Raw genomic sequence first — 14088 nt, forward strand, 5'->3', positions numbered from 1 at the left:
GTCGCGTCTCCAAGCGGGAGATGTAGCGGAACGCGGCAGCGGTGGCGAGGGGCCTGTCGTTCAGCCGCCTGTCAGAATGTCCAGGATCGAGGTCTGCCGCTTCTTGACCGGGCCGCCGACATTGCCGGGCGGCACCGGATGCTTGATCGATCCGGTTGTGCCGTCGACACCCGGCATGGCCAAGCCGCCGGCATCGACCGTCTCGGCGGGACGCACGGGACGCGAAGCGGGCTGCGTAGCTGCCGCAGGCGGCGCCGATTGGCCAACGGACGCGACCGGCGCCGGCGGTGCCGTGTCGGCCGGTATCTCGTCCGGGACGACGGTGTCGGGCGGCGTCGATTTCCAGGTTCCGGGCAGCGGCCGCACCGGCACGCCCTCATGCGCGGCGACCATGAACTCGTGCCAGGCCTGCGCGGGCAAGGCGCCGCCGGTGACCTTCTTCATCGCGCTGCCGTCATCATTGCCGAACCAGACGCCGGTGGTGAGGTTGGCGGTATAGCCGATGAACCAGGCGTCGCGCGAGTTCTGGCTGGTGCCGGTCTTGCCGGCGGCCGGCCAGGCGAACGCCGCCTTCCTGGCAGTGCCGATCTCGACCGTGCCGGTCATCATCGAATTCATCATGCCGACAATGTCGGCCTTGACGACGCGCGGCGCGCCGCCGCCATTGTTTTCGTAGAGCACCTTGCCGTCGCTTGTCGTGACGCGGTGGATGAAATGGATGTCCGGCTTATAACCGCCATTGGCGAAGGGAACATAGGCCGACGTCAGTTCCAGCGGCGTCACTTCCGAGGTGCCGAGCGCGATCGAGGTGTTGGCCGTCAGCTCGGACTGGATGCCCATGCGGTGCGCTGCCTCGACCACCGCATTCGGCCCGACTTCCATGGTCAGCTGCGCGGCGACCGAGTTCAGCGACTTTGCCAGCGCCGTCGCCAGCGTCACCTTGCCGAAATATTTGCCGCCGTAATTGTCGGGCGTCCAGTTGCCGATCTTGATCGGCGCGTCGTTGCGCACGCTGTCGGGCGTACGGCCGGATTCCAGCGCCGCCATATAGACGAACGGCTTGAACGCCGAACCCGGCTGGCGGCGCGCCTCCGAGGCGCGGTCGAACTGGCTGGTCGAATAATCATAGCCGCCGACCATGGCGCGCACCGCGCCGGAATTGTCGATCGACACCAGCGCGCCCTGGCTGACATTGAGCTTCTTGCCGCTCTGGTCGATCAGCCTCCGGATCGATTGCTCGGCGAGCTTCTGCAGCGTCAGGTCGACGGTCGTGTCGACGACGATGTCGCGACGCACGTCGCCGATCAGGTCGGGCAGTTCTTCCATGATCGTGTCGGCGACATAGTTTTCCGAGCCGGTCCAGTAGGACGGCGCGCGTGTCGCCGGCGCGCTCATCGCCGTGGTCATCTCCTTGGCGCTGATCTTGCCCTCGTCGCGCATCGCGGCGAGCACCAGCTGCGAACGCTGTTCGGCCGCCTTCGGGTCGCGTGCCGGCGACAGCCGCGACGGCGCCTTGAGCAGGCCGGCGAGAAGTGCCGCCTCCGACAGCGTGACATCGCGCGCACTCTTGCCGAAATAGCGGCGCGAGGCCGCTTCGACGCCATAGGCGCCGGAGCCGAAATAAACCCGGTTGAGGTACATTTCGAGGATCTGGTCCTTCGTGTGCTTGTGCTCCAGCCACAGCGCCAAAAGCACTTCCTGCACCTTGCGTTCCAGCGTGCGGTCCGGTGTCAGGAACAGGTTCTTGGCCAGCTGCTGGGTCAGCGTCGAACCGCCCTGCGAAAAATGCCCGCCGAGCACATTGGTCACCATGGCCCGGGACAGGCCGATCGGATCGATGCCGAAATGCGAATAGAAGCGGCGGTCTTCGATGGCGATCACGGCCTCGGGAATGTAGGGCGACATTTCGTGCAGGCCGACGGCTTCGCCGCCGCTCATGCCGCGATTGCCAAGCAGCTGGCCGTCGACCGAGACGATCTTGATGTTGGGGGCGCGGTCTGGAATGGCCCAGGTGGTGGCCGCCGGCATTTTCGCGCCGTAATAGACGACGATGCCGGCAGTGGCGATACCGCCCCAGATGGCCAGCACGAAGCACCAGTAGAACAGCCGGCCAAGCACGCCGAACGCGCCGCGCCGGCCTTTGCCGCGCCCGCCGCGTGACGGCTTGGCCTTGGACGATTTGCGCTTTGCAGCGGCTTTGCGGTTGCTCGGCACGACGCGGTCCTCCTCGCTCACCGAAAAACCGGCCGAGGATCTCGCCCCCGGCGATGCCTCGAAGCTGGGCTCGATGCGGCTGTCTTTCCGGTTCGCCATGCGCTGTGCTGTCTTCCCATGCCTATGGCGTTCGGGTTGAAGACTAGATGCGGCGATTTAAGGGCGGGTTAAGTCGGGAAAAATCGAAGTAAACTGTATTCAATCACTTGCGAAGCACGCGCGGCCCGCGACAGCGCCAAAGCCGAAACGAAAAACCCGCCTCGGCAGGCGGGTCGTTGGCGCCAATGAGCACCATAGTGGAATTAGTAGCATAGCTGCCGGCACAAAGCAAGAACAAAATACGCTTCGCCTCAGAATAATCACTTCAGGTCGGCGGTTGCGACAACCCTCAGTCGTCCGCGTCCGGGTCGTCGGAGGCCGGCCGCCAGCTGATCGGTTCGATCTTCTTTTGCGTATGGCCGTCCGTATAGACCCACCAGCCGGCGTCGCTTTCGTCCCAGTCGCCGCCGGCCGCCTTCAGCCGGTCGAGCGAACGGTATTGCGCGATGCTTTCGTTCATCACGCCGTCGCTGTCCTGCCAGTAGACGGTGACCTTGGAGCCGTCCTTGGGTGCCGTTTCGATCGGTTTTCGCGCAGCCATTTCCATTCCTCCCGGCCGATGGCGTTAAAGTGCCAGAGGGCCATCAGCTGTGGGCGAAGATATCCTCCTCACCCCAGCCCATTAGGTCGAGTTTCGCACGCGTCGGCAGGAAGCGGAAGCAGGCATCGGCCTCCCTGGTCCGGTTGTCGCGCGCCAGCCGCGCGCTCAGCACGTCGCGCAGCCGGTGCAAATAGAGCACGTCGGAGGCGGCATATTCGAGCTGCTCGGGCGACAGCGTCTCGGCCGCCCAGTCCGAGGATTGCTGCGCCTTCGACAGGCCGACCCCGAGAAGCTCGAAGCAGATGTCCTTCAGCCCGTGCCGGTCGGTGTAGGTGCGCGTCAGCCGCGACGCGATCTTGGTGCAGAACACCGGCTCCGGCATGACGCCAAAGGCGTTGTAGAGCACGGCGAGATCGAAGCGGCCGTAGTGAAAGAGCTTGGTGATGCTGCGATTCTTCAGCAGGCTGACGAGGTTCGGCGCCTTCCTCTGGCCGGGCGCGATCTGGATGACGTCGGCCGAGCCGTCGCCCGGTGAGATCTGCACGACGCAGAGCCGGTCGCGATGCGGGTTCAGCCCCAGCGTCTCGGTGTCGATAGCGACCGCCCCGACATCGTAATGCAGCAGGCCGGGCAAATCGTTTTTGTGGAAACGTATGTCGCTCATCGTCTTCTCCGGTCGCGGCCCCGTGCACCGATGCGCGACGGGCCGTGCCCGTCCTTGCCGTGATCCGGTGAAAAATCAACACAAAGTTGATTGTGACGCAATTTCAGCGTGTCAGCGCCTCGAGAATGCGCGCCCAGGAGCGCTGGCCCTTGTGGAAGGAGCTCATCTCGTACTTCTCGTTCGGTGAGTGGATGCGGTCATCGTCGAGGCCGAAACCGACCAGCAGCGATTCCATGCCGAGATAGGTCTGGAAATCGCCGACCACCGGGATCGAGCCGCCGCTGCCGGTCACCACCGCCGGCTTCGGCCACTCGTCGGACAGCGCCTGCTTGGCCTTGGCGAGAAAGGGCGAGTCGTAGGAAAGCTGGATCGCCGGCGAGGCGCCATGCGGGTGGAATTCGACCGAGCAGTCGGCCGGAACGCGCTGCCTGACGAATGCCTGGAAGGCGGCGCGGATTTTTGCCGGATCCTGTTTGCGAACGAGGCGGAAGGAGACTTTTGCCGAGGCTTGCGCGGCGATCACCGTCTTGAAGCCCTTGCCGGTATAGCCGCCGATGATGCCGTTGAACTCGGCCGTCGGGCGCGCCCAGGTCAGTTCGAGCACCGAGCGGCCCTTTTCGCCGGACGGAATCGACAGGCCGATCGGGCCGAGGAAGGTCTCGGCGGTCTCGCCCAGCGACAGCCACGACTGCAATATCTGCGAGGGCGTTTCCTCGACGCCGTCATAGAAACCCGGAATGGTGACGTGACCATCCTCATCGTGGATGTCGGCCAGGATTTTTGCCAGGATGCGGATCGGATTGGCGGCCGCACCGCCATAGAGCCCGGAATGCAGGTCGCGGTCGGCGGCCGTCACCGTGATCTCCTCGCCGACCAGCCCGCGCAGCGAGACGCAGATCGACGGCGTATCGCGGTCCCACATGCCGGTGTCGCAGACCAGCGCGAAATCGGCCTTGAGCTCGTCCGCATTCGCCTCGAGAAACGGTTTCAGCGACGGCGATCCGGACTCCTCCTCGCCCTCGAACAGGATCGTGATCCGGCACGGCAATCCGCCATGCACCTGTTTCCACGCGCGACAAGCCTCGACGAAGGTCATCAGCTGACCCTTGTCGTCGGCCGCGCCGCGGCCGGTGATCACCTTGTGGCCGGGCTCGATCTCCTTGACCGCCGGCGCGAACGGGTCGCTTTCCCACAACTCGATCGGATCGATCGGCTGCACGTCGTAATGGCCGTAAAACAACAGATGCGGCGCGCCGGCTGGCCCGTCGTGATGCGCGGCCACCATCGGATGCCCTGGCGTGTCGCGCACGCTGGCGTCGAAGCCGATCAACTTGAGCTCGGCGACCAGCCATTCGGCGGCCTTGCGGCAGTCGGCCGCGTAGTCCGGATCGGTGGAGATCGACTTGATACTGAGCAGGCCGAACAGGCGTTCCAGGCTCTGGTCGAAGTTCTTGTCGAGGCGGTCGAGGACAGGGGAAACTGCGGACATAGGCGGGCCTTTCGATTCTGGCGGCGAATCTAGAGCCCATGCGGCCAAACGGAAAGCCCGCGAACGTTGGGCCACGGGCAGGATCGGGTCGAAAGGCAAAAAAATGCCGCCGTGGTGGAGGGGGAACCACGGCGGCCTTACTCGAAACGATGCGGCAGCCCGGAGAGGGGGGATAGGCTGCCGCAAGTGTCCGGGATAGGCGGGGGACGGGCCTTGCTCCGGACTTCGGCGAAAACTGCCGATAGCGTTTATCTGTGTCTGCGAACGTGGCGATTCAAGGGCACAAAAATTACACTTTTGTAACATAGGCGTGAGCGAACAAAGTTCCGGCCAAGCCGCCAGGCCGGCCAAGCTCACACGCCATTTGTCAGGGTGTTGCCGGAACCCTTGGCGCAAGCCGCCTTTGGCATGGACCGCGGCGCTGCGCCGCGCTATCCCTCGTGCCATGAAAAAAGGCGATCATCTCTTCCTTGTCGACGGCTCCGGCTACATCTTCCGTGCCTATCACGCGCTCCCGCCACTTTCCCGCAAGTCCGACGGGCTGCCGACCAGTGCCGTGCTCGGCTTCTGCAACATGGTCTGGAAGCTGACCCAGGACGCCCGCAACACCGATGTCGGCATCGTGCCGACGCATTTCGCCGTGATTTTCGATTATTCGTCGAAGACCTTCCGCAACGACCTCTACCCCGAATACAAGGCCAACCGCTCGGCGCCGCCGGAAGATTTGATCCCGCAATTCGGCCTGATCCGCCAGGCGACCAGGGCCTTCAACCTGCCATGCCTTGAGACGGAAGGCTACGAGGCCGATGACCTGATCGCCACCTATTGCCGGCTTGCCTGCGAAGCCGGCGCCGACACCACCATCATCTCTTCCGACAAGGATCTGATGCAACTGGTCGGCCCAACGGTTGCCATGTACGACCCGATGAAGGACCGCCAGATCGGCGTTCCCGAGGTGATCGAGAAATGGGGCGTGCCGCCGCAGAAGATGATCGACCTGCAGGCGCTGACCGGCGATTCGGTCGACAATGTGCCGGGCGTGCCCGGCATCGGGCCGAAGACGGCGGCGCAATTGCTCGAACAGTTCGGCGACCTCGATACGCTGCTCGCCCGCGCCGGCGAGATCAAACAGGACAAGCGGCGCGAATCGATCATCGCCAATGCCGACAAGGCGCGCATCTCGCGTGACCTGGTGACGCTGAAGAACGACGTGCCGGTGACCGAGGGGCTCGACGAGTTCGTGTTGCACGCGCCGGACGGCCCCAGGCTGATCGGCCTTCTCAAGACCATGGAATTCTCGACGCTGACCCGCCGCGTGGCCGAAGCGACGGGAACCGACGCGGGCGACGTTGCGGCCACTCCCGTCACAATAGAGCGTGCCGATACCGCGCATGGCCCCGATATGGGTTTTGGGCTGCCCGCGGCCGCCGAGAGCGCACCGCCGTCGGACGAAGCGGCACTCGAAGCCCCGGCCGCAGCCAGGCAAGGCGACACCCCATCCCTGCTTTCGGCGCTTCGCCTGGAGGCTGCCACCGCCCGCAAGATCGACACCAGCGCCTACGCCTGCATCCGCGACGCCGCGACGCTGAAGGTCTGGATCGCCGAGGCGATGGAGAGAGGCATCGTCGCGTTCGACGTTAAGGCCTCCTCGCCCGATCCGATGCGGGCCGAACTGATCGGCCTTGCCATGGCCGTCGCGCCTGGCCATGCCGCCTACGTGCCGCTTGCCCATAAAAACGGCAATGGCGACCTGCTCGGCGGCGGCGCGGTCGACAACCAGATCTCGATCCGCGACGCACTAGCGTTGCTCAAGCCGCTGCTCGAGGACAAATCTGTCCTCAAGATCGTGCACGACATGAAATACCGCCTCGTCGTCATGAGCCGTCATGGCATCGAGATCGGCCCCTATGACGACACCATGCTGATCTCCTACGTGCTCGAGGCCGGCACCCATGGTGGCCATGGCCTGGAGGCGCTGGCCGATAAATGGCTCGGCCACGCGACCATTCCGCTGAAGGAACTGGCCGGTTCGGGAAGAAACTTCGTCGGCCTCGATCAGGCCGACCTCGGCAAGGCGACGGCTTACGGCGCCGAGCACGCCGACGTCGCGCTCAGGCTCTGGCAGGTGCTGAAGCCACGCCTTGCCGCCAAGGGCCTGGTCTCGGTCTATGAACGGCTGGAACGGCCGCTGGTGCCAGTCCTGGCACGGATGGAACAACGCGGCATCTCCGTCGACCGGCAGATCCTGTCGCGGCTCTCCGGCGAACTGGCACAAGGTGCGGCGCGGCTCGAGGACGAGATCTACCAGCTGGTCGGCGAGCGCATCAACATCGGCTCGCCAAAACAGCTCGGCGACATCCTGTTCGGCAGGATGGGCCTGCCCGGCGGTTCGAAAACCAAGACCGGCCAATGGTCGACCTCGGCGCAGCTTCTCGAAGACCTCGCTGCCGAAGGCCACGAATTGCCGCGCAAGATCGTCGATTGGCGCCAGCTGACCAAGCTGAAATCGACCTATACCGATGCCCTGCCCGGCTTCATCCATCCCGACACCAAGCGCGTCCACACCTCCTACGCGCTTGCCGCGACGACGACCGGCCGGCTATCGTCCTCCGACCCCAATCTGCAGAACATTCCGGTGCGCACCGTCGAGGGCCGAAAGATCAGGACGGCCTTCATCGCCGACAAGGGCAACAAGCTGGTTTCCGCCGACTACAGCCAGATCGAATTGCGCGTGCTCGCCCATGTCGCCGAAATCCCGCAGCTCAAGCAGGCCTTCGCCGACGGCGCCGACATCCACGCCATCACCGCCTCGGAAATGTTCAACGTGCCGGTCGAGGGCATGCCTTCGGAAGTGCGCCGCCGTGCCAAGGCGATCAATTTCGGCATCATCTACGGCATTTCCGCCTTTGGCCTCGCCAACCAGCTGTCGATCGCACGCGAAGAAGCCGGTGACTACATCAAGAAATATTTCGAGCGCTTCCCCGGCATCCGCGACTATATCGACGCCACCAAGGCCTATGCGCGCGAGCACGGCTTCGTCGAGACCATCTTCGGCCGCCGCATCCACTACCCGGAGATCAGATCGTCAAACCCCTCGATCCGGGCGTTCAACGAGCGCGCCTCGATCAACGCACGCCTGCAGGGCACCGCCGCCGATATCATCCGCCGCGCCATGATCCGCATGGACGAGGCGCTGGAGAAGGCGAAGCTTTCCGCCCGCATGCTGCTGCAGGTGCATGACGAACTGGTCTTCGAGACGGCCGAAGCCGAGGTCGAGGCGACGATCCCGGTCGTCTGCCACGTCATGGAGAACGCCGCCATGCCGGCGGTATCGATGTCGGTGCCGCTGCACGTCGACGCCCGCGCCGCCAACAACTGGGAAGAGGCGCATTAACGTCCCGTCTGCAGCCGGCTAAGTCGCGATCCTTCCCACCCCCCTCTGTCCTGCCGGACATCTCCCCCGCAAGGGGGGAGATCGGATGTCGCCCCGGCTTTCGCCAACCGTCGGCGTTGCAAAAATGGGCGGTGAAATTGAAGCTGCCGATCTCCCCCCATGTGGGGGAGATGTCCGGCAGGACAGAGGGGGGCGCTGTCCCGCCAGCATCTCGCGGCTTAGTAAGCCCTCAAGCCGCCTCAGCCAAACACTTCGCACAGGTGCCGCGGAACTCGATCACCGCCTTCTTGGCGGCGAAGCCGGTCGAGCGCACCCATTCGTCGAGCCGGTGGCCGACATCATGGTCGGAGAACTCGGTCACCTGGCCGCAGCTGTCGCAGATGGCAAACGCCGTCATCGAATGGCTGTGGTCGTGCGGCTCGGCACAGGCGACGAAGGAATTGAGGCTTTCGAGCCTGTGCACGAAGCCGGACTTCACCAGCGTGTCGAGCGCCCGGTAGACCTGCAGCGGCGCGCGAAAACCGCGCTCGCGCAGTTGGTCGAGCAACGTATAGGCGCTGAGCGGCCCGCTGGCGGCCTCGAGTTTCTCGAGAACGCAAAGCTGGTTCTTCGTCAGTACATCCCTTGCCGCCATGATCCTGTTCCAAGCCGCTCTGTGCCGATCACTGCCAGTTCGCATGCAATCCGGCCTCGTCCACTGAGATAGCGACGAACGGCCATTTTTGCTACTGTTTCTATTCGCAGCCGGTGGTCGGCTGGCTGGCGGCGTCATATTCAAAATACTGACAAAATCCTCGGCCAGGCTGGCCGTGCTTGGAAATTCGATCGGGCTTGGGGAAGCAATCATGATCAAAGTGACACGGCGGACGCTGCTTGCCGGCACGTCCGCGCTGGCCGCCGCCGGCCTGGTGCCGTTTCGGGCATTCGCAGCGGCGCGCACCTATCATGCGCTGCTTGTTGCCTGCACCGATTATCCGAACCTGCCGAAGAAAAACTGGCTGATCGGACCGAAGAACGACGCCGGCCTGGTGCGCGACTACCTTCTGAAAAACACGCCCGCGCCGGTGAAATTCCTGGCCGAAAACGTTACGCTACTCGCCAAGGATGTCGAAGGCACCAATGGCCCGCCGACACATGCGGCGATCAAGGCGGCGTTGGCCGATCTTGCCGCCAAGGTCCAGCGTGATGATTTCGTCTATCTGCATTTGTCCGGTCACGGCGCGCAACAGCCCGCGGCGACCAAGGGCGACGAGACCGACGGCCTCGACGAGATTTTCTTGCCGTCCGACATCGACAAATGGGTCAACCGCGAACAGGGCGTGCCCAATGCGCTGGTCGACAACGAGATCGGCACCGCACTCGACGCCATCCGCGACAAGGGCGCCTTTATCTGGGCCGTATTCGACTGCTGCCATTCCGGCACGGCGACGCGCGCCGCCGAGGTCGACGACGAGCTGGAACGCAAGGTCGAGTTCGCCGATCTGGTCGGCGGCGACGATGCTGCCAGGGCGGCTGCGGTGAAAGCCTATGACGGGATTGCGTCGGCCGCGCCGCGCGGCTTTGACGAGGACGGGCAGCGCAAGCCGGCCTTTAAGCTGGCGCCGACCGGCGCCGAGCCGACCACCAAGGGTAAATTGGTCGCCTTCTACGCGGCGCAGACGGTGGAGACGACGCCTGAGATGCCGCTGCCCAGGGGCACGGCCGATGCGCCGCGTTTCGGGCTGTTCACCTTCACCATCCTGTCGAAACTGGGCGAGAACCCCAACATCACCTACCGCCAGCTCGGCCAGGCCGTGCTGCAGCAATATTCGGCGGACGGCCGCACCCGGCCAACGCCGCTGTTCGAGGGAGAACTCGACGCACGCGTCTTCGGCACCGACAAGACCGATGCGGTCATGCAATGGCCGATCGTCGTCAAGGACGACAAAGCCACCATCGGCGCCGGACTGCTGCATCGCCTCACGCCCGGCAGCAAGCTGGCAATCTTGCCGTCGGCGCTGTCGCCGCTGTCCGAGGCGCTTGGTTATCTCCAGGTGCGATCGGCAAAGAACCTGGAGAGCCGGGTCCAGCCGGTCGAGTTCGGCGGCAAGCCGGCGCTCAAGCTGGCTGACATCCCCGCCAATGCCTATGCCCGGCTCGCCGAGCTCGCCGTCGACTACAAGCTCGTGGTCGCGCGGCCGGCAGCGGCCAAAGGCCTCGAGAAAGAGGCTGCGCTGGCGAACTCGGTTCTCGACGATCTGGCGGCCAGGGAGAACTCAGGGTTCCACATCGCGCTGGTCGAGCCGGGCAAGAGCGCAGATCTGCGTCTCGCCGTGCTGCGCGAGAATGCCATTGCCGGCGCCGCAGAAGACGCCACCGACGCGCCGGCGCTGTGGTTCCTGCCAGCTTCGGGCGACATGACGCTCAAGGATGGCAGCAAGCCGCCGCTGATCGTCATTCATCCGGACGGCCGCGAAAAGCTGATCGACGCCGCGGCCAGGAACCTGACGAAAATCTTCCGCGCCATCGGCCTGTCGAGGCTGGCCGCCGCTTCGGATTATCGGCCGGAAGAGGTCGACGTCGAGTTCCGGATCAAGCGTCTGGACAGTGACGCGCTGCAGCCTATCGAGCCGTCGACGGTGCCGCGTGTTTCGCCCGACGATCAGGTGCATGTGCTGGTCTGGAACGGCTCGACCAACCTGGTTGACATCAACGTGCTCTATGTCGGCTCCGACTATTCCATCCAGCATTTTCTTGCCGAGCGCCTGACCGAGGGCGCCGTGCTCGAGGAAGGCCTGTTCAAATTCACCGACACCAGCTTCGGCATGGAGCAGATGATCGCCGTCTTGACCGAGGCGCCGCCGCAGAGCGAGAAGCAGGACCTGAGCTTCCTGGCGCAAGCGGGGGTTGTCTCGGTAACGCGCGGACTGGGACAGCCAAGTTTCTCCGATATGCTGGCCGATATCGGCATGGCGCCGGCGACGCGGTCGGCCATGCGGCTCACCGACGACAAGGCATCGAAGGGCGCCGTGATGATCTTCCCGATGGAGACGGTGCCGCGCGCCTGAGGCGGGATCAAGCGCCCGGCCAGGCCTCTTGCCTGATCGGCTGATAATGAACATTCTTCGACCGCCGCTGTCGGCGGCCGAACGGAACGGATGAGGGCGTTCGTGAACAGGATGGTATTTTCGTGGCGCGCAACAACCGCCGGCCTTGTCGCCGGGCTGTTGCTGGCCGCCAATGCCTCGGCGGACGAGATCTGCGGCCTTTGCGCCAAGGAGGTCGTCATCAACTCCGAACTGGCGAGTTGCTTTCTCGATCAGTACGACCAGATCGCCAAAACCGGCAACACCGCCGTCGTCGTCGATCTCAGCAGCTGCACCTCACGCGGCGTGGTCGAGCCGTTGCCGTCGCCTGGCAAGCCGCAGGTGGAGCCTGACGTGCAGTTCATCGTTTCGCGGGCGCAGCTGGATTGCCTGAAGAAGAAGCTGGAGACGCCGGGCATCGTGCTCGATCCGTCAGCTATCATCGAACTGGACAGCTGCGGATGACGAAAGCAGGGAGCGACGCAACGCAGCAGGCAGGGGCGGCGCCGGTACCGCAAAAGAAGCCGGCGTCACTGCCGGAAACCGTCGAAGGCCTGCCTTGGGTGAGCAATCACGAGGTCAAGAAGGAGGCGAACCCGTTCACCGATCGCGACTGGCGCATGCTTGTCTATGCCTGGTCCGGATTGCTGGTACGGCTGGCGATCATCTTCACCTTGATCTTTTCGGTCTACCAGTTCCTGGCAAACCAGGAGCAGAAGCGTGTCGAACAGACGATGTCGCTGGTCGAGCTCTGGGAAAGCAAGGATTACCAGCAGGCGCAACGGGCCCTCAAGCAACGCCTGGCGACGCTCAATGCCAAATACGGCAATCTGCTCAGCGCCAATCCCACGCCGACCGAGGAACAGGTCTATCGGCAACGCATCGGCATCGAGGCGATGAGCGCAACCGGCGGCGACATGCCGCTTGCCGAGTTCAGCGACAATTTCGACCGCATCGTCTATTTCCTCAACCGTCTTTCCTTCTGCGTCGAAGGCAGGCTTTGCTCGCGTCAGGTCGCCGACTCGTATTTCCGCGACTATGCCGCCTCGTTCTGGAGCTATTTTGCCGGCTATATCGACAAGGAGCGCAAGGCCGGTTCGCCGACCTTCGCCCTGCCAATCGAGAACTATGTCCGCCAGGCGCCACCCCCGGCCCAATCCAGATAATCCCCGAAAATGCGAAAGCCGGCGACGGAAATGCTCCGCCGCCGGCTTTGATTGGAGCATTTTGCAGCCAAGTGTGATCATATTTGGCGTCGCAGAAATGCCGCTAAAATAGATAACCCGCCCCGATGATCGCGGCGCGCACTCTGCAGGCCTATTTGTACAGGCTGTTGATCCACTGGACGTTGATGGCGTTCAGGCGCACGGCGGTATTGGCATCCGGGCTCTCGGCCACGTTCACGCCGGTGATGACGCGCTGCTTGGAGCCATTGTCATAGGCATAGACCGAGCTGCCGCTCGAACCTGGATACGTGTCGCAGTCGTACTGGAAATACTCGGTGGCGATGTTTTCGGCGTGCACTTCGCAGGTCGCCTTCCACATCGTGCCCATCGGCTTGTCGCCGGGATAGCCGATGATGTTGGCGGTGAAATCGCCGAGATCCACATAGTTGGCATAGCCCAGCCAGCCGAGATTGGTGCCGACATCCTGCTTGAGAGTGACGATGCCGAGATCCCACGGCACGACAGAGCCGTAAAAGCCTTGGTAATTGTCGATGAAGCCCTGGACGATATAGGCGCTTTCATAGGTGAAGGCGCCGAACGGAGCGTCGTCGGCGGTCTTGCCATTGAGAGCCGGCACGAACAGGATATCGTCGAGCCAGGCCTTGTCCTCGTGGCTGTAGAGGCAGTGCGCCGCGGTGAGCACCGTGCGCGGGCCGATCAGTGTCGCCGAGCAGCTGCCATAGCTGCCGCTCTTCGATTTGCCTTCGAGATAGCCGATCGCGGTGAACGGGTAGGTTTTGGTATTCTTGATCTGCTCGCGGTCGTCCGTCCCGAACACCTGGCGGCCGGCCTCTTCGCCTCCGCTTAGTCCGGAATTATCGGACTTCTGCCCGTCGGCGGGCGCGTTCATTTCCTTGATGACAAGGTCCTTCAGCGTCTCGTTCGGGTCGATCTTGATGTCCTTGCCATCGGCGGAGCGGCCGACGATGCCATAAGATTTGACTGCCGTTGCTTCGTCGGCGAGCGGCGCGGCGCGGTTGGCCTCGTCGTCGGTCAGTTTCGGCGGGGCGATCGGTTTCGCCCGGCCGGGCTTGTAATCGCCCGATGTCACGTCCCGCATGCTTTCGCCGTTGCCAGCATTGGCGGAGCCTGGATCGGCAGCCAAGGCAGGAACCGCCCACATTGCGGTGGAAAGCAACGCGGACGCAATAATGCTATGTGTCAGTTTTGTCATGGTGAGACTCTCCCAAAAGTCAGCAAGGACTGGATCAAGATAGAGAAATATTGTCGAGATCGTGGTGGTGACGAAAAATGAAATTGGTTGCCGGCGCCTTTACCGGGCCATTATTCAGTGCAGCCAGTTTAGGTCCCCGCCAAAAATGCCCGCAACGGTATACTGCCTAAATTAATCCAACATTGGCAATGACAAATTGCTTTCACATAGCCCGTGGGGGGC

Annotated in this window: 10 protein-coding genes; 4 read left to right on the forward strand and 6 right to left on the reverse strand. The window is 63.6% G+C overall.

The window, feature by feature from the left end; genetic code table 11:
- Positions 1-60: 60 nt before the first annotated feature.
- From NKI22_RS22955 to NKI22_RS22970, 4 genes are all read right to left on the reverse strand, one after another.
- Positions 61-2313 (reverse strand): transglycosylase domain-containing protein, encoded by a 2253-nt coding sequence (locus tag NKI22_RS22955; RefSeq protein WP_352816839.1) that lies wholly within the window; start codon positions 2311-2313, stop codon positions 61-63.
- 289 nt (positions 2314-2602) lie between these two features.
- The gene (locus NKI22_RS22960; RefSeq protein ID WP_352816841.1) at positions 2603-2854 is read right to left on the reverse strand and encodes a hypothetical protein; all 252 of its coding nucleotides are present in this window, start codon (positions 2852-2854) and stop codon (positions 2603-2605) included.
- Positions 2855-2897: 43 nt separating this feature from the next.
- Positions 2898-3518 (reverse strand): ribonuclease D, encoded by a 621-nt coding sequence (locus NKI22_RS22965; protein ID WP_352816844.1) that lies wholly within the window; start codon positions 3516-3518, stop codon positions 2898-2900.
- Positions 3519-3621: 103 nt separating this feature from the next.
- The gene (locus tag NKI22_RS22970; protein ID WP_352816847.1) at positions 3622-5007 is read right to left on the reverse strand and encodes a M20/M25/M40 family metallo-hydrolase; all 1386 of its coding nucleotides are present in this window, start codon (positions 5005-5007) and stop codon (positions 3622-3624) included.
- 445 nt (positions 5008-5452) lie between these two features.
- Between NKI22_RS22970 and polA the strand changes: the two genes are divergently transcribed.
- Complete coding sequence (polA, locus tag NKI22_RS22975; protein ID WP_352958911.1) at positions 5453-8401, forward strand: DNA polymerase I; 2949 nt, start codon at positions 5453-5455, stop codon at positions 8399-8401.
- A 229-nt stretch (positions 8402-8630) separates the two neighbouring features.
- On the opposite strand, the gene NKI22_RS22980 is transcribed toward polA, so the two are convergent.
- Entirely contained in the window at positions 8631-9035 is a 405-nt protein-coding gene (locus NKI22_RS22980) for a Fur family transcriptional regulator (RefSeq protein ID WP_023721937.1), read from the reverse strand.
- 211 nt (positions 9036-9246) lie between these two features.
- Between NKI22_RS22980 and NKI22_RS22985 the strand changes: the two genes are divergently transcribed.
- The 3 genes from NKI22_RS22985 (at position 9247) to NKI22_RS22995 (ending at position 12632) form a co-directional block, all read left to right on the forward strand.
- Positions 9247-11448: a caspase family protein gene (locus tag NKI22_RS22985; protein ID WP_352816852.1), complete on the forward strand. Its 2202-nt coding sequence runs from the start codon at positions 9247-9249 to the stop codon at positions 11446-11448.
- A gap of 111 nt (positions 11449-11559) precedes the next feature.
- The gene (locus NKI22_RS22990) at positions 11560-11931 is read left to right on the forward strand and encodes a hypothetical protein (RefSeq protein WP_352483640.1); all 372 of its coding nucleotides are present in this window, start codon (positions 11560-11562) and stop codon (positions 11929-11931) included.
- Positions 11928-12632 carry a DUF4760 domain-containing protein gene (locus NKI22_RS22995; protein WP_352483605.1) on the forward strand — a complete coding sequence of 235 codons (705 nt, stop codon included), beginning with the start codon at positions 11928-11930 and terminating at the stop codon, positions 12630-12632. The genes NKI22_RS22990 and NKI22_RS22995 overlap by 4 nt, the downstream gene beginning before the upstream one ends.
- Positions 12633-12783: 151 nt before the next feature.
- Here the strand turns inward: NKI22_RS22995 and NKI22_RS23000 are convergent, their stop codons facing one another.
- Positions 12784-13866: a trypsin-like serine peptidase gene (locus NKI22_RS23000; protein ID WP_031194911.1), complete on the reverse strand. Its 1083-nt coding sequence runs from the start codon at positions 13864-13866 to the stop codon at positions 12784-12786.
- Between the last annotated feature and the right edge of the window lie 222 nt (positions 13867-14088).

Source organism: Mesorhizobium sp. M0778, from assembly GCF_040320105.1.
Lineage (GTDB): Bacteria > Pseudomonadota > Alphaproteobacteria > Rhizobiales > Rhizobiaceae > Mesorhizobium.